Below are 14450 nucleotides of genomic sequence, written 5' to 3' on the forward strand. Positions count from 1 at the left end.
GGGAAATGGGCGGGTTTTATGACTTTTATTAGGCGTTCGGTCAGGCGGCCAACGCCTGGTGACGTGGCGACCGCGCAGGGCGTGGGTTTACACGGGCGCGGGCCGGCAACGGATGATGCATCCAGCTCAGGCGAATTTCTTCGATTTCCACCCAGCCTTCGCCGACGGGAGGCTGGCAGCACGCCTTGAACGCCTGGCAACGGCCTTGCGCATCGAGCAGGGCGAACTGGCGAAGGGCGGGCTTGCGCGTAAACAGCGACCAGAGAAAATGCATGGCGATCAACCTCCTGAGATTGAGGCCAAGCATGCCTGCTTCGGATGACGAGCCCATGTAACGGCTATGACATATCGGTGACATCGAACCGCAGGCGAAGCCCCGGGTCACAGGTTGTAACTGACGCTAGTTCCCTGCAGGGGCGCCCCGCTATACTGCCGGCCTGTCGGTACCTGATTTCTGGAGAGAAGCGCATGTTGCAACGCCTGTTGTTCGGTTTGATCACTGTGACCAGCTTGACCCTGGTTGGCTGCGCCAACAGCCCGCAGCAACTGACCCCGGAACCGAAAATCACCACGCAGCTGGCCCCGGTGGGCCACGGCCAGCCGGTGTCGGTACGGGTGGTGGACGGTCGTCCGTCGCCGACACTCGGTTCGCGCGGTGGCCTGTACCCGGAAACCGCCCTGGTGTCGGTGAACGCTCAAGACGTGCTGCCCAAGCTGCAGGCCCAGGCCGAAGCGGCGGTGCGGCTGCTGGGTTTCACCCCCAGCCCCAACGCGCCGGGCGCTCCGCAGTTGACGATCACCTTGGCCGAGTTGAAGTATCAGTCGCCTAAAGACGGTCTTTACGTGACCGAGGCGTCCATTGGTGCCACCTTCAAGTCCGACGTCACCGCCGGCACCCGTCGCTACAGCGGCCGTTACGGTGCGTCGCTGAACCAGCGCTTCGGCATGTCGCCTAACCAGGAAACCAACACCAGGCTGGTCAGCGACGTCCTGAGCGACGCCTTGACCCGCCTGTTCAAGGACCCAAGCATCGGTTCATTGCTCAGCGCGCAGTAATCGCTCAAACAAAAAACCGGGCTCAGCGATGAGCCCGGTTTTTTTATGCCTTCAGTTTCACGCGGCCGTGTCGATACAAAAGTCCAGCATGCTCACCCCCGTCAACAGATCGGCCTCGGGCAAGTCCGCATGCTGGTGCCCGCCAAGGGCGCAATACACCAGCCAGTGGCGGTCCTGCACGTTGAACGCCAGGCCGCCGATCAGCGCCTCCTGCTCGTCGCTTTGGGCAATCAGATACAGCCGATCCTGGTTGTGCGCGTGCAGCATGACAAGCTCCTGAATGTTCGAAGGGCAACAGAGTGGCTTGTTAAGGTGACGTTCAGGTGACGGCGTAAATTACTGGATACATTAATCGTCCATGGGAGGCGGAGCGGTTTTGGCGCTCGAGGCCACTACGGTTCAGGTTTGTATCTGAACCGATACCCAGACACTGTTTCATCGAGGTTTGCGATGGCGCTGCCCGCACTATTGATCAATGCCGTGGCTTTATCAGTGGCCTGCCCAGGCGCTGCGCTGCTGTTCATCACCCGCCTGCGCGAGCAACGCGCCATGGCTGAACTGACGGCGCAAAGTGAAGATCGCGCAATCGACCAGCCCATGCTGTTCCTGGATGTGCGCACCGAGCGGGCGCACCGTGTGGCTTACCGCATCGGGTTCGCCTGCCTTGGGCTGGCGCTGGCTATTTCCTGGCTCAGCACCCGAATCTAAAAAACCGCAGAACCCATCATATGGGAGGGAGCTTGGCCCCTCCCATATTTTCTTGATCGGTGTTTACAGCGGGATTCCAGCCTTGACGCGATACTGATTGCGCACTGGCGTCGCGTATTGCACCACCAGGAACGGACGGTGCTCGGCCGGGCATTCGTTCAGGCGCCGCTCCCACTCCGCCTGTGCCTTGGCCAGTTCGTCCGCCGGGAACACGTCGGCCGCCTTCGGCACCTGCAACTGCGGGTCGGCATCGCTCCACTGGGCGTACGCCAGGTAGTGCACCGGGAACAGCCGGTAGCCGCCGAGAATCTGCCGATCCATTTCCACGGCCAGGACCTTGGTGTCTTCGAAACGCTCGGTAATCGGCGGCGCGAAGTTGATATGTACGCGGCCTTTGTAGCCGGTGATGCCCAGGGCAATGCTGACGTCATCCTCGCCTTGCGCCTTGACGTAGGTGCCGGTGGTGGCGCGGATATACAGTTCGCGGGCCTTGGCGGCATCGCACGGGTCGTACTCGTAACTGATGGACACCGGCGTCAGGTTGAGTGACTGGATCACTTCGGCAAACGGCTCGTCCTTGCGGCTGACATGGAACATCTTGAGGATCGCCGACTCGGTGCGGTCATCCCCGTCCTTGGCGCGGCCTTCGGCCTGGGCGATCCAGATCGACTGGCAGTCGTTGCGGATCGAATGGTTGATATAGGCCGACAGCAGGTTGAACGCCGCCATCTTCTCCTTTCGCCCGGTGATCGAACGGTGCACGATGAAGCTCTTGTTCAGACGCATCAGGTCACTGACAAACGGCTTTTGCAGCAGGTTGTCGCCGATGGCGATGCGTGGCGTCGGCAGGCCGGCGTGGTAGACGGCATAGTTGACGAAGGCCGGGTCCATCACGATGTCGCGGTGGTTGGCCAGGAACAGGTAGGCGGTGCCGGATTTGAGCTGTTCGACGCCGGTGTAGGTCACGCCGTCGGTCGCCCGGTCAATGGTGTGGTCGACGTAATACTCGACTTTGTCCTGAAGCGTGGCCACGGTGGTGACACCGGCGAACTCGCGACGCAGTTTGCGCGCGATCATGGGCTTGAGCAGCCAGCCCAGGGCGCCGGCAAAGCGCGGGAAGCGGAAGTGGGTCAGGATGTCCAGAAAGGCCTTGTCACTGAACAGCCGGGCCAGCACTGCCGGGACTTCGCTGTCGTTGTAAGGTCGGATGGTATCGAATTCGCCCATCATGCTCTCTTGTTAGAAACGGCTAGGGTAAGTAAAGGAAATACCAGGGTGCGGTCCGGGGAATTGGCCCGGCCGGAAAATAGCCCTGTAAATAGACCGGCGATTATACGCACAAGTCACCTGGGAGACTGCGATGCTGGAAACTGCGCTGTACGATTGTCCTTATTGTGGTGAAGCGGTAGAGACCGCGGTGGATTTATCCGGCGGTGATCAGACCTACATCGAGGACTGTCAGGTGTGTTGCCGACCGATCATTTTCAACCTGCAGGTCCATGGTGAAGAGTGGATGCTCGAAACCCGCAGTGAAAACGAATAGCAGGTACGCCCATGCAGCGAATCTACGAACCGGAAAACCTGATGGAAGGCGAGTTGCTGCAGCAAATGCTCGCCAGCGAGGGCATCGAGGCGCACCTGGTAGGGCGCCATTTGCTCGGCGGCACGGGGGAGTTGCCGATCTTCGGCCTGCTGGGGCTGGAAGTGGACAACGACCGGGCGGCTGAAGCCCGCGAGCTGATTACCGCCTATATCGGTGCGCAACCCCTGCCCGGCGACGAACCCGACAGCTTCCCCGACGTATTGGTCTGTTAGGCTGTCGGTCGGTTTACCCAAGAGTCGTGTTGCCCCATGTGTGGACGTTATGCCCTGTTTCGCTGGAACCCTACCTTTGCTGCCCTGCCGGGCTTTCCGGCCGACCAGCAGGCCCAGTGGAACATTTCCCCGAATGATTCGGTGCTGATCCAGCGCCTCAATGACGGCCAGCGCACCCTGGCACGGGCGCGCTGGGGCCTGACGCCGCCCTGGCTGACTGACCTTTCCCGCACCCCGGCCCATGCCCGTGCCGAAACCCTGGCCGAGCAACCGATGTTTCGCGAAGCGTTTCGCCAGCGTCGTTGCCTGCTGCCCGCCAACGGCTTTTACGAATGGCGCGGCACCCAGCGCAAGCGTCCGTACTGGCTGACGCCGGGGGAGGGCTCGACCCTGTTTTTTGCCGCGATCTGGGAGGCGTACCCGGTGCAGGAGCAGGTGTGGCTGAGTACGGCAGTGGTGACCCAGGCCGCCCAGAGTCAGCGCCGGCCGTTGATTCTGGACGCGGCGGGGCAGGCCGCCTGGCTCGATCCCGAGACGCCCTTGCATGTGTTGCAAGGCTTGCTGGCCAGTGAGCCGGCCCCATTGCGTGAGCGAGTCCTGGCCAACATGGTCAATGATCCCAAGCTCAACGGGCCGGAGTGCCTGACCCCGGCCTGAGCCTGAGGCCGGTTGCTCACTGACGTTGCCGGGCGTGTGAGATGTGTCCGAAATTCATCGGTTACACGTCTGTTGTATCTGGCGCCGATACAAATGAGCGCCTACGATACGCGCCATGTTTTCAGGGCGTCTTTTCAGGGAGAGTGTATTGATGAAGAAATCATTGGCCGTAAGTGTATTGGCGGCAGGCGTGTTGCTGGCCGGGTGTCAGTCGGTCAACACAACCAGCGGCGGCGCCGTCGGGGTTGAGCGCAAGCAATATATGTTCAGCATGCTGTCGAGCCAGGAAGTCGACCAGATGTACGCCCAGTCCTACCAGCAGACCCTGGGCGAGGCCAGCAGCAAAGGCCAGTTGGACAAGACCAGTGCCAATGCCAAGCGCGTGCAGGCGATCGCCAATCGCCTGATCGCCCAGGCGCCGACCTTCCGCCCGGATGCGGCGCAGTGGAAGTGGGAAGTGAACCTGATCAAGAGCGATGAGATGAACGCCAACTGCGGGCCTGGCGGCAAGATCTTCGTGTACAGCGCGTTGATCGACAACCTCAAGCTCACCGACGATGAACTCGCCGCGGTGATGGGCCATGAAATCGCCCACGCCTTGCGTGAGCACGGCCGCGAAGCCATGTCCAAGGCCTACGGCATCGAGATGGCCAAGCAGGGCGCCGGTGCGTTGTTCGGCCTGGGTCAGGACAGCCTGGCGCTGGCCGATACCGTGGCCAACTACGGCATGACCTTGCCCAACAGCCGCAGCAATGAAAACGAAGCGGACCTGATCGGCCTGGAACTGGCGGCCCGCGCCGGCTACAACCCGAACGCGGCGATCACGCTGTGGAACAAGATGGCCAAGGCTTCGGAGGGCGCACCGCCGGAGTTCATGAGCACTCACCCGGCCTCCGACAGCCGCATTGCCTCGTTGCAGGCGGCGATTCCGAAGGTGATGCCGCTCTATCAGCAGGCCAAGAAGTCCTAAGACTTCAACGACAAGTAGCAAGCTTCAAGCTGCAGGAAAAAGCACTGCTTCTTCCTGCAGCTTGAAGCTTGAAGCTTGCAGCTAGATCCAGCCACTGCTCTGCATGGCCTTGTACACCGCCACAATCGCCAGGACAAAGAACGCCGTAGCCGCCAGTCGACGAATCAATGTCAGTGGCAGTTTCTCCGCCGCGAAATTCCCCGCCAGAACCACCGGTACGTTGGCAATCAACATGCCCAGGGTGGTGCCGATAATCACCAGCCACAGTTCCGGGTATTGCGCCGCCAGCATCACCGTGGCGATCTGGGTCTTGTCCCCGATTTCCGCCAGGAAGAAGGCAATCAGCGTGGTCAGGAACGGCCCGAACTTGCGCGTGGTGCTGGCTTCGTCGTCGTCGAGTTTGTCTGGCACCAGGGTCCACAGCGCGGTGGCGCAGAAGCTGGCCGCGAGAATCCAGTGCAATACCGCATCCGAGAAGAAACTCCCGAACCAGGCCCCCACGGCACCGGCGGCCGCATGGTTGGCCAGGGTCGCAGCGACGATGCCGGCGATGATCGGCCAGGGTTTGCGAAAGCGTGCGGCAAGGATGAGCGCGAGCAGTTGCGTCTTGTCGCCGATTTCGGCCAAGGCAACGATTGCGGTAGGAACGAGCAATGAATCCAGCATCAGGTAGGTTTCCAGGGGGCGGGTCGACACGGCTATGACACGTACAGCCTTCCCGCCCCGGGTAAGGTGTGCGTGTCATAGGTCTTGTCAAACCCCGGTCCGTCTGTGCGGACTCCTGGGTCGCATACGCCATGGCCTGTTGACCAAGTATGTTGACGTATGCCGGACGAGCGTGGCGCTCGTGGGAGACTACTCCCCTAGGACGGAGCGGATTCTGCCTAGGCAAAATCCATTCGGCAAGCGTTCTTTTTCAAACCGCCATCAGCCGCGCTTGGCACGGTAGATGCGAAAACCATTGCCTTCGGCCTTGACCGCACACACGCCCAGATGCTCTTCGATCAATGGTTGGTACTTGAGGAAACTGTTAGCCACCAGGCGAAGTTCGCCACCTTTTGCCAGGTGTTTCGCCGCTTTTCGCAGCAGGTTCTCCGTGGCGAAATAGTCGGTGTGCACGCCGACATGGAACGGTGGGTTGCTCAAGATTGCATTCAACCCCATCGGCGCGGCGTCGATGCCGTCACCGGTCAATACCTCGGCTTCCAGACCGTTGGCGGCCAGGGTCAGGCGACTGCTGGCGGCGGCGAAAGCATCCACATCCAGCATCGTTATGCTGTTGTGCGGGTAGCGACGTTTGACCGCCGCTCCCAACACACCGGCGCCGCAACCGAAGTCGAGCAAGTGGCCGCTCGGCAGTTTGTCCAAGTGCTCCAGCAACAGCTCGGTACCGCGATCCAGACGGCCGTGGCTGAATACACCCGGCAGGCTCACCACCTTGAGCGGGCCTTCGGCCAGCGGCACATCGAACACCTGCGCCAGGCTTTCCAGCTCGACCGCTTGCGGGGCGTTGGCCACGGTGATTTGCCACAGCTGGCAATGCCGCGCGCTGTCGAGCTTGCGCGGTTTGCCATACGGGGCCATCTGCTTGGCGGCGCTTTCGATACCGCCTTTTTTCTCCCCTACCAGGAACAGCTCGGCGCCGGGCAGTCGCGCTGCCACGGCGTTGAGCAGGTAATCGGTGAGGTCCTTGGACTTGGGCAGGAAGATCACCGCCGCCTCGAACCCGCGCTCGGGCGCATTCACCCCAAACTGGCTGCGCTCCGGGAAGCGCGCGTCGAGCGCCGCCTGGTCGCCGGCATGCCAGCACCAGCCGTGGGCGTTGGGCAGGCGACCCAGCAGGTCGTCGGCGGGCAAGCCCACCAGCAGCAGGTTGCCTTGAAAAAGTTCGGCCTGACGAAGCAGTACTTCACTGCGCGGATCCATGGTCTGCTCCTTGAAAAGGGGCGCAGTTTATCAACTGACGACGCGCAGCGGGGCGCCGCTGAAAAAGCCCCGGGCGTTTTCCGCCAGTTGGCCGACGATACGCTGCCGCGCTTCGCGGCTGCCCCAGGCATTGTGGGGCGTGACGATCAGTCGAGGAATATCGCCGGCCAGCAATGGGTTGCCATTGACCGGGGGCTCAACACTCAGCACATCGGTCGCCGCGCCGCCCAGATGGCCGCTGCGCAAGGCATCGGCCAGGGCCTGCTCGTTGATCAAGCCACCGCGCGCGGTGTTGACGATAAACGCGCCGGGCTTGAGCCGCGCCAATTCACGGGCGCCGATAAAGTCCCGGGTGTGTTCATTGAGCGGGCAGTGCAAGGTGAGTGCGTCCACCTGCGCCAGCAGTTCATCCAGGGGCACGCGGTCGGCACGGGCAGGGCGCCCGGGGATGGCGCCGAGTAGCACGCGCATCCCGAAGGCTTCGGCCAGGCGGGCCACGGCACTGCCCAGTTCGCCATGGCCCAGCAGGCCGAGGGTCTTGCCTTCCAGCTCGACAATCGGGTGGTCCAGCAGGCAGAACTGCTTGGCCTCCTGCCATTTGCCGGCGCTCACATCGCGCTGATAGTCCTGCAGCCGCGTCGCCAGGTTGAGCAACAGCATGATCGTGTGCTGCGCCACCGACGGTGTGCCGTAGCCCTGGCAGTTGCTCACGGTGATGCCGTGGGCGCGGGCGGCTTCCAGGTCAATGTTGTTGGTGCCGGTCGCCGAAACCAGGATCAACTTGAGTTCCGGGCAGGCCGCCAGGGTTTCGCGGTTGAGCGGGATTTTGTTACTGATCGCCACCTGCGCGCCTTGCAGGCGCTCGACCACATTCTGCGGCGTGGTGCCCGTCAACAACTGCAAGTCGCTGAAGCGGGCGTGCAACTCGCTGAGGTCGAGGTCGCCCAGATCCAGGGACGGGTGATCAAGGAAGACGGCGCGGCGATTGTTCGTCATCAACTGTACCTTTTGCGACAGGGTTCGAAGGCGTAATCTGCCGAGCCTATCAGATGAAATAATCCGTTACTTAATGGAGTGAGTATGTACGCCGCCGAGTTTTTGACCGTAGCCCTGATTCACCTGTTGGCGGTGGCCAGCCCCGGCCCGGATTTTGCGGTGGTGGTGCGTGAGAGCGTGACCCACGGCCGCCGCGCCGGAACCTGGACTGCGTTGGGCGTGGGCTCGGCGATTTTCCTGCACGTGGGCTATTCGTTGCTCGGCATCGGCCTGATCGTGTCCCAGTCCATCGTGTTGTTCAACGCACTGAAATGGGCGGCCGCCGCCTACCTGCTGTACATCGGCTTCAAGGCCCTGCGCGCCAAACCGGCCAAGCCTGCCGTCGAGGGCGAGTTGCACCGCGAAGCGGGCGAGCGCACGCCGCGCGGCGCGTTTACCGCAGGCTTCGTCACCAACGGCCTGAACCCCAAGGCGACGTTGTTCTTCCTGTCGCTGTTCACCGTGGTGATCAACCCGCACACACCGCTGGCGATCCAGGCCGGCTACGGCGTGTACCTGGCGGTGGCGACGGCGTTTTGGTTCTGCCTGGTGGCGATGTTGTTCAGCCAGCAGCGCGTGCGCGCCGGGTTTGCGCGGATGGGGCATTGGTTTGATCGGACCATGGGAGCGGTGTTGATTGCGATTGGGGTGAAGTTGGCGTTTACCAGCGCGAAATAAACGCTGTTCTCAAGTAAACACAATCCAGTGTGGGAGGGGGCTTGCTCCCGATGGCGGTGCTTCAGTCGACACGTGTATTGACTGATTCACCGCCATCGGGAGCAAGCCCCCTCCCACATTTGACCTCCATTGTCCCTGAATAATGGCTCAAAGCTAGCATTCCCCAGCCTCTGCAAATCATTCCTTTGGCTGATTTGTCTGACACATAACGTCTCTACAGTGCAGGTCTTCAAGCCAAGACCGTGCAGTCATAAAAGGGATTCGTATGTTGCAGACCCGTGTTATTCCGCCCGCCGAAGGTGCGTATCAATACCCGCTGTTGATCAAGCGCCTGTTGATGTCCGGTACCCGTTACGAGAAGACCCGGGAAATCGTCTACCGCGACAAGCTGCGCTACACCTACCCGACCTTGATCGAGCGCGTTGCGCGCCTGGCCAACGTGCTCACCGCAGCCGGGGTCAAGGCCGGTGACACCGTGGCGGTGATGGATTGGGACAGTCATCGTTACCTGGAATGCATGTTCGCCATCCCGATGATCGGTGCGGTGATCCACACCATCAATGTGCGCCTGTCGCCGGAACAGATTCTCTACACCATGAACCACGCCGAGGACCGCTTCGTGCTGGTCAACAGCGAGTTCGTGGGGCTCTACCAGGCCATTGCCGGGCAGCTCACCACCGTCGACAAGACGCTGCTGCTCACCGACGGCGAAGCCAAGACCGCCGAGTTGCCCAACCTGGTCGGTGAGTATGAAACCCTGCTGGCCGCCGCCAGCCCGAAGTACGATTTCCAGGACTTCGACGAACACTCCGTCGCCACCACCTTCTACACCACCGGCACCACCGGCAACCCCAAGGGCGTGTACTTCACCCATCGCCAACTGGTGCTGCACACCATCGGCGTGGCGACCATCATGGGCAGCGTCGACAGTGTGCGCCTGCTGGGCACCAACGACGTGTACATGCCGATCACGCCGATGTTCCACGTGCATGCCTGGGGCCTGCCGTATGTGGCGACCATGCTTGGCCTGAAGCAGGTCTACCCCGGCCGCTACGACCCGGAATACCTGGTGGAGCTGTGGCGCAAGGAGAAGGTCACCTTTTCCCACTGCGTGCCGACCATCCTGCAAATGGTGCTCAACGCCAAGGCTGCCCAAGGCGTCGATTTTGGCGGCTGGAAAATCGTCATCGGCGGCAGTGCGCTCAACCGCACGCTGTATGAGGCGGCGAAGGCCCGTGGGATTCAGCTGACCGCCGCGTACGGCATGTCCGAGACCGGCCCGCTGGTGTCCTGCGCCCACCTCAACGAAGAACTGATGGCCGGCACCGAGGACGAGCGCATCAGCTATCGCATCAAGGCCGGCGTGCCCGGGCCGTTGGTGGAAGCGGCGATCATGGACGCCGAGGGCAATTTCCTGCCCGCCGACGGCGAGTCCCAGGGTGAGTTGGTGCTGCGCGCGCCGTGGCTGACCGAGGGGTATTACAACGAGCCGCAGAAGGGCGCCGAGCTGTGGGCGGGTGGCTGGATGCACACCGGCGACGTGGCCACCCTCGATGCATTTGGGGTGATCGATATCCGCGACCGCATCAAGGACGTGATCAAGACCGGCGGCGAGTGGATCTCCTCCCTGGCCCTCGAAGACCTGGTCAGCCGTCACCCGGCGGTACGCGAAGTAGCGGTGGTGGGCATCGCCGACCCGCAGTGGGGCGAGCGTCCGTTTGCGTTGCTGGTGGTGCGTGATGGCCATGAGATTGGGGCCCGCGAGCTCAAGGAACACCTCAAGCCTTTTGTCGAACTGGGCCATTTGAGCAAGTGGGCGATTCCGAGCCAGATCGCCGTTGTTACGGAAATTCCCAAGACCAGTGTCGGCAAGCTCGACAAAAAACGTATCCGTATTGACATCATTGAATGGCAGGCCAACAACAGCACCTTCCTGTCCACCCTCTGAGCTGATTTGCCGTGCCCTTGTGGCACGGCGATGCTCTATCTCGCGCCTTCACTTGTGATTTGCCAATTTTCAGCCATCCTTGCCGCGTCGGCCTTCGCCGACATGGCGAAAGGGCTGTGGCAGACGGGTTGGTGATGCAAATCACACTTTAGAGGGATCAAGCGGTACCCCCTGCTGGCTATAGTCCCACCCAGAGTTTTTCAAGGATGCATCGCTTCGGGCCATGGAGGTTCAGTTGCCAGGCGGCATTGGAATCGTTGTATTCCGGCCGTTACAAGCATCACAGAACAAACTCACTGCCATAACAATAATGCACATGGAGTAGCGTCGATGACCTCAGTAAACCAGTTCTGGCGCCGGGCAAGACTGCCCCTGGCCGTCAGTCTCGCCTCTACGCTCGCCGGGCCCGCATTCGGCGTCAGTTTCAATATCGGTGAAATCGAAGGGAGTTTTGACTCCTCGCTGTCTGTGGGGGCGAGCTGGTCGACGGCCAAGCCGAACCAGGATCTGATCGGTGCCAACAACGGTGGCAAAGGTCTGTCCCAGACCTCCGATGATGGGCACTTGAACTTCAAGCGCGGTGAAACGTTCTCGAAGATCTTCAAGGGCATCCATGACCTGGAATTGAAATACGGCGACACCGGCGTATTCGTGCGCGGCAAGTACTGGTATGACTTCGAACTCAAGGACGAAAGCCGTGAGTTCAAGGACATCAGCGATAACAATCGCAAGGAAGGCGCCAAGTCTTCCGGCGGGCAGATTCTCGACGCCTTCGTCTATCACAACTATGCCATTGCCGATCAGCCGGGCAGCGTGCGGTTCGGTAAGCAGGTGGTGAGTTGGGGCGAAAGTACCTTCATCGGCGGTGGTATCAACTCCATCAACCCGATCGACGTGTCTGCGTTCCGTCGTCCGGGGGCCGAAATCAAGGAAGGCTTGATTCCGGTCAACATGTTCTATGTGTCGCAAACGCTGACCGATAACTTGTCGGCGGAAGCCTTTTATCAGTTGGAGTGGGACCAGACGGTTACCGATAATTGCGGGACGTTCTTTTCGCAGCCGGACGTTATCTCTGATGGCTGCGATAACAACCTGCGGGTCTTGAGCAAGCGCTCGCGCATTTCGCCTCTGGCGTATCCAACCCTCAACGCTGCTGGTGTTGATGTGAATGAGGAGGGCGTATTGGTGCGCCGTGGTCCTGACCGCGATGCTCGTGACAGTGGCCAGTTTGGCGTGGCGATGCACTACAACTTTGAGCCGCTGGACACCGAATTCGGCGCGTACTTCATGAACTATCACAGCCGTGCGCCGATTTTCAGTGCACAAGGTGCGCCAGCTTCGGCATACACGCGGCCTCTGGGGCCCTTGGCGGCATTGCGTCCAGTGATTGTGGCGGGTAGCTCTAACTACTTCGTCGAATACCCAGAAGATATCCGCCTCTACGGCTTGAGCTTTTCCACCACCCTGCCTACGGGGACCGCCTGGAGCGGTGAGTTGAGCTATCGGCCAAATGCGCCCGTGCAGTTAAGTACCACCGACATCCTTTACGCCGGCGTTACGCCCATTATTGGTTTTGGCAATGCCTCTGTGCTCAAGGGCTCGGCTGGTCAAGACTTGCATGGTTACAACCGTAAGGAGGTCACGCAGTTCCAGACCACGTTCACGCACTTCTTTGATCAGGTAATGGGCGCAAGCCGCTTGACTACGGTGGGTGAGATCGGTGTGACTCACGTGGGCGGCCTGGAAAGCAAATCCGAGGCGCGTTATGGGCGCGACCCGGTGTTTGGTCCAGGCACATTGCCCGGTGGTTTCTGTAACACGCTCAATAACTCGACCGCTGTGGGCGCCGGCCTGGGTAACGCCAACGGGCTGAATACCAACTGCAACAATGATGGCTTTACCACGGCTACTTCCTGGGGTTATCGCGCCCGTGCTATCTGGGAATATCCGGACGTTTTCGCCGGCGTAAACCTTAAGCCAAACGTGGCATGGTCCCATGACGTCAAGGGGTACTCCCCAGGTCCTGGCGCCAACTTCGAAGAGGGCCGCAAAGCCGTCAGCCTGGGCCTGGATGCCGAGTACCAGAACACCTACACCGCCAGCCTCAACTACACCAACTTTTTCGGTGGTGATTTCAGCACGGTGAATGACCGCGACTTCGTCGCCCTGAGCTTCGGCGCCAACTTCTAAGCACACTGTATTTTCAGGAAGACCAGAACATGAAAATAACCAAAAGTCTGTTGCACGTGGGTGTGCTTGGGCTGTCGATCCTGGCGAGCAATGTCATGGCGGCAGTGTCGGCGGATGAAGCCGCCAAGCTGGGCACGACCCTGACGCCGATGGGCGCGGAAATGGCCGGTAACGCGGCCGGCACCATCCCGAAATGGTCGCCGATGCCGACCAACGCCGGCGCTGTGGATGCCAAAGGTTTCCTCGCCAACCCGTACGCCAGTGAGCAACCGCAGTTCACCATCACCGCGCAGAACGTCGAGCAGTACAAGGACAAGCTGGCACCGGGGCAGTACGCGATGTTCAAGCGTTACCCGGAGACCTTCAAGATGCCGGTCTACCCGACCCATCGCGGCGCTACCGTGCCGGCCGATGTGTTCGCCTCCATCAAGAAGAACGCCACTACCACCAACCTGGTGTCTGGCGGCAACGGCCTGGAGAACTTCGAAACCGCCATACCGTTCCCGATCCCGAAAAGCGGCGTGGAAGTCATCTGGAACCACATCACCCGTTATCGCGGCGGCAGCGTGACCCGCCTGGTGACCCAGGCCACGCCGCAAACCAACGGCTCCTACAGCCTGGTGTACTTCCGCGACCAGTTCGTGTTCCGTGACAAGATGAAGGACTTCGACCCGAAAAACCCGGGCAACATCCTGTTCTACTTCAAGCAGCAAGTGACCGCGCCGGCACGTCTGGCCGGTGGTGTGCTGCTGGTGCACGAAACCCTGGACCAGGTGAAGGAACCGCGTTCGGCGTGGGTCTACAACGCCGGCCAGCGCCGCGTGCGCCGGGCGCCGCAAGTGTCCTATGACGGGCCGGGTACCGCCGCCGACGGCTTGCGTACCTCCGACAACCTTGACATGTACAACGGTGCGCCGGACCGCTACGACTGGAAACTGGAAGGCAAGAAGGAAATCTACATCGCCTCCAACAGCTACAAGATCGACGATCCGAAGCTCAAGTACGCCGACATCATCAAGGCCGGCCACATCAACCAGGACCTGGCACGCTACGAGCTGCGCCGTGTCTGGCACGTGGTCGCGACCTTGAAGGAAGGCCAGCGCCACATCTATGCCAAGCGTGACTTCTACATCGACGAAGACACCTGGCAAGCCGCAGTGATCGACCACTACGACGGCCGTGGCCAACTGTGGCGTGTCGCCGAAGCCCATGCCGAGAACTACTACGACAAGCAAGTGCCGTGGTACGCCCTGGAAACCCTCTACGACCTGCAGTCCGGCCGCTACCTGGCCCTGGGCATGAAGAACGAAGAGAAGCAGGCCTATGACTTCGGCTTCACCGCCACCACCAGCGACTTCACCCCGGCGGCCCTGCGCCAGGATGGTGTTCGCTAAGCTGCACGAGTAACTCAAGGTGGGAGGGGGCTTGCCCCGATAGCGATGTGACAGTCAGCGCAGCATTGACTGA

16 protein-coding genes and 1 riboswitch are annotated in these 14450 nt (G+C 61.1%); of the genes, 10 read left to right on the forward strand and 6 right to left on the reverse strand.

Translation table 11 applies throughout. From position 1 onward, the window contains the following. Positions 1 to 40 precede the first annotated feature (40 nt). Entirely contained in the window at positions 41 to 274 is a 234-nt protein-coding gene (locus BLQ09_RS07970; protein WP_027604792.1) for a hypothetical protein, read from the reverse strand. 194 nt (positions 275 to 468) lie between these two features. Between BLQ09_RS07970 and BLQ09_RS07975 the strand changes: the two genes are divergently transcribed. Beyond that, complete coding sequence (locus BLQ09_RS07975) at positions 469 to 1056, forward strand: YajG family lipoprotein (RefSeq protein ID WP_027604791.1); 588 nt, start codon at positions 469 to 471, stop codon at positions 1054 to 1056. A gap of 57 nt (positions 1057 to 1113) precedes the next feature. Here BLQ09_RS07975 and BLQ09_RS07980 read toward each other — a convergent pair whose 3' ends face one another. Continuing rightward, complete coding sequence (locus tag BLQ09_RS07980) at positions 1114 to 1323, reverse strand: hypothetical protein (protein WP_027604790.1); 210 nt, start codon at positions 1321 to 1323, stop codon at positions 1114 to 1116. 183 nt (positions 1324 to 1506) lie between these two features. Here BLQ09_RS07980 and BLQ09_RS07985 point away from each other — a divergent pair, with 183 nt between their 5' ends. Further along, the gene (locus BLQ09_RS07985) at positions 1507 to 1764 is read left to right on the forward strand and encodes a hypothetical protein (protein ID WP_027604789.1); all 258 of its coding nucleotides are present in this window, start codon (positions 1507 to 1509) and stop codon (positions 1762 to 1764) included. Between the two features lie 63 nt (positions 1765 to 1827). Here the strand turns inward: BLQ09_RS07985 and BLQ09_RS07990 are convergent, their stop codons facing one another. Next, a complete protein-coding gene (locus BLQ09_RS07990; protein ID WP_027604788.1) occupies positions 1828 to 2991 on the reverse strand; it encodes a 1-acyl-sn-glycerol-3-phosphate acyltransferase in 1164 nt (387 codons plus the stop codon). 133 nt (positions 2992 to 3124) lie between these two features. On the opposite strand from BLQ09_RS07990, the gene BLQ09_RS07995 reads away from it, so the two are divergent. The 4 genes from BLQ09_RS07995 to BLQ09_RS08010 all read left to right on the forward strand — a co-directional run bounded on the left by BLQ09_RS07995 (position 3125) and on the right by BLQ09_RS08010 (position 5206). After that, a complete protein-coding gene (locus BLQ09_RS07995; protein WP_027604787.1) occupies positions 3125 to 3307 on the forward strand; it encodes a CPXCG motif-containing cysteine-rich protein in 183 nt (60 codons plus the stop codon). Positions 3308 to 3318: 11 nt separating this feature from the next. Next, positions 3319 to 3579 carry a putative signal transducing protein gene (locus tag BLQ09_RS08000; RefSeq protein ID WP_027604786.1) on the forward strand — a complete coding sequence of 87 codons (261 nt, stop codon included), beginning with the start codon at positions 3319 to 3321 and terminating at the stop codon, positions 3577 to 3579. 36 nt (positions 3580 to 3615) lie between these two features. Continuing rightward, complete coding sequence (locus BLQ09_RS08005; protein WP_027604785.1) at positions 3616 to 4236, forward strand: SOS response-associated peptidase; 621 nt, start codon at positions 3616 to 3618, stop codon at positions 4234 to 4236. A gap of 151 nt (positions 4237 to 4387) precedes the next feature. Continuing rightward, positions 4388 to 5206 carry a M48 family metallopeptidase gene (locus BLQ09_RS08010; protein ID WP_027604784.1) on the forward strand — a complete coding sequence of 273 codons (819 nt, stop codon included), beginning with the start codon at positions 4388 to 4390 and terminating at the stop codon, positions 5204 to 5206. An 81-nt stretch (positions 5207 to 5287) separates the two neighbouring features. Here the strand turns inward: BLQ09_RS08010 and BLQ09_RS08015 are convergent, their stop codons facing one another. The 3 genes from BLQ09_RS08015 to BLQ09_RS08025 all read right to left on the reverse strand — a co-directional run bounded on the left by BLQ09_RS08015 (position 5288) and on the right by BLQ09_RS08025 (position 8128). Next, positions 5288 to 5872 (reverse strand): TMEM165/GDT1 family protein, encoded by a 585-nt coding sequence (locus BLQ09_RS08015; protein WP_005784895.1) that lies wholly within the window; start codon positions 5870 to 5872, stop codon positions 5288 to 5290. Positions 5873 to 5962: 90 nt separating this feature from the next. Continuing rightward, a riboswitch (yybP-ykoY riboswitch) is annotated at positions 5963 to 6082 on the reverse strand. Between the two features lie 51 nt (positions 6083 to 6133). Then, positions 6134 to 7132 (reverse strand): class I SAM-dependent methyltransferase, encoded by a 999-nt coding sequence (locus tag BLQ09_RS08020; protein WP_092356142.1) that lies wholly within the window; start codon positions 7130 to 7132, stop codon positions 6134 to 6136. 30 nt (positions 7133 to 7162) lie between these two features. Next, complete coding sequence (locus BLQ09_RS08025) at positions 7163 to 8128, reverse strand: 2-hydroxyacid dehydrogenase (RefSeq protein WP_027604782.1); 966 nt, start codon at positions 8126 to 8128, stop codon at positions 7163 to 7165. An 84-nt stretch (positions 8129 to 8212) separates the two neighbouring features. Between BLQ09_RS08025 and BLQ09_RS08030 the strand changes: the two genes are divergently transcribed. The 4 genes from BLQ09_RS08030 (at position 8213) to BLQ09_RS08045 (ending at position 14377) form a co-directional block, all read left to right on the forward strand. Beyond that, complete coding sequence (locus BLQ09_RS08030) at positions 8213 to 8845, forward strand: LysE family translocator (RefSeq protein WP_027604781.1); 633 nt, start codon at positions 8213 to 8215, stop codon at positions 8843 to 8845. A gap of 265 nt (positions 8846 to 9110) precedes the next feature. After that, complete coding sequence (locus BLQ09_RS08035; protein ID WP_092356145.1) at positions 9111 to 10793, forward strand: fatty acid--CoA ligase; 1683 nt, start codon at positions 9111 to 9113, stop codon at positions 10791 to 10793. A gap of 330 nt (positions 10794 to 11123) precedes the next feature. Continuing rightward, a complete protein-coding gene (locus BLQ09_RS08040) occupies positions 11124 to 12983 on the forward strand; it encodes a DUF1302 domain-containing protein (protein WP_092356148.1) in 1860 nt (619 codons plus the stop codon). Positions 12984 to 13012: 29 nt separating this feature from the next. Further along, positions 13013 to 14377, forward strand: coding sequence for a DUF1329 domain-containing protein (locus tag BLQ09_RS08045; RefSeq protein ID WP_027604778.1), 1365 nt, complete (start codon positions 13013 to 13015; stop codon positions 14375 to 14377). Positions 14378 to 14450 lie beyond the last annotated feature (73 nt).

The sequence above is a fragment of the Pseudomonas sp. NFACC25 genome (assembly GCF_900100935.1).
GTDB lineage: Bacteria > Pseudomonadota > Gammaproteobacteria > Pseudomonadales > Pseudomonadaceae > Aquipseudomonas > Aquipseudomonas marginalis.

Coding starts and splice junctions, on each gene's coding strand:
- BLQ09_RS08010 (WP_027604784.1), top strand. CDS start 4,388: ATGAAGAAATCATTGGCCGTAAGTGTATTGGCGGCAGGCGTGTTGCTG.
- BLQ09_RS08040 (WP_092356148.1), top strand. CDS start 11,124: ATGACCTCAGTAAACCAGTTCTGGCGCCGGGCAAGACTGCCCCTGGCC.
- BLQ09_RS07995 (WP_027604787.1), top strand. CDS start 3,125: ATGCTGGAAACTGCGCTGTACGATTGTCCTTATTGTGGTGAAGCGGTA.
- BLQ09_RS08035 (WP_092356145.1), top strand. CDS start 9,111: ATGTTGCAGACCCGTGTTATTCCGCCCGCCGAAGGTGCGTATCAATAC.
- BLQ09_RS07970 (WP_027604792.1), bottom strand. CDS start 274: ATGCATTTTCTCTGGTCGCTGTTTACGCGCAAGCCCGCCCTTCGCCAG.
- BLQ09_RS07980 (WP_027604790.1), bottom strand. CDS start 1,323: ATGCTGCACGCGCACAACCAGGATCGGCTGTATCTGATTGCCCAAAGC.
- BLQ09_RS08005 (WP_027604785.1), top strand. CDS start 3,616: ATGTGTGGACGTTATGCCCTGTTTCGCTGGAACCCTACCTTTGCTGCC.
- BLQ09_RS08015 (WP_005784895.1), bottom strand. CDS start 5,872: ATGCTGGATTCATTGCTCGTTCCTACCGCAATCGTTGCCTTGGCCGAA.
- BLQ09_RS07975 (WP_027604791.1), top strand. CDS start 469: ATGTTGCAACGCCTGTTGTTCGGTTTGATCACTGTGACCAGCTTGACC.
- BLQ09_RS08000 (WP_027604786.1), top strand. CDS start 3,319: ATGCAGCGAATCTACGAACCGGAAAACCTGATGGAAGGCGAGTTGCTG.
- BLQ09_RS07985 (WP_027604789.1), top strand. CDS start 1,507: ATGGCGCTGCCCGCACTATTGATCAATGCCGTGGCTTTATCAGTGGCC.
- BLQ09_RS07990 (WP_027604788.1), bottom strand. CDS start 2,991: ATGGGCGAATTCGATACCATCCGACCTTACAACGACAGCGAAGTCCCG.
- BLQ09_RS08045 (WP_027604778.1), top strand. CDS start 13,013: ATGAAAATAACCAAAAGTCTGTTGCACGTGGGTGTGCTTGGGCTGTCG.
- BLQ09_RS08025 (WP_027604782.1), bottom strand. CDS start 8,128: ATGACGAACAATCGCCGCGCCGTCTTCCTTGATCACCCGTCCCTGGAT.
- BLQ09_RS08030 (WP_027604781.1), top strand. CDS start 8,213: ATGTACGCCGCCGAGTTTTTGACCGTAGCCCTGATTCACCTGTTGGCG.
- BLQ09_RS08020 (WP_092356142.1), bottom strand. CDS start 7,132: ATGGATCCGCGCAGTGAAGTACTGCTTCGTCAGGCCGAACTTTTTCAA.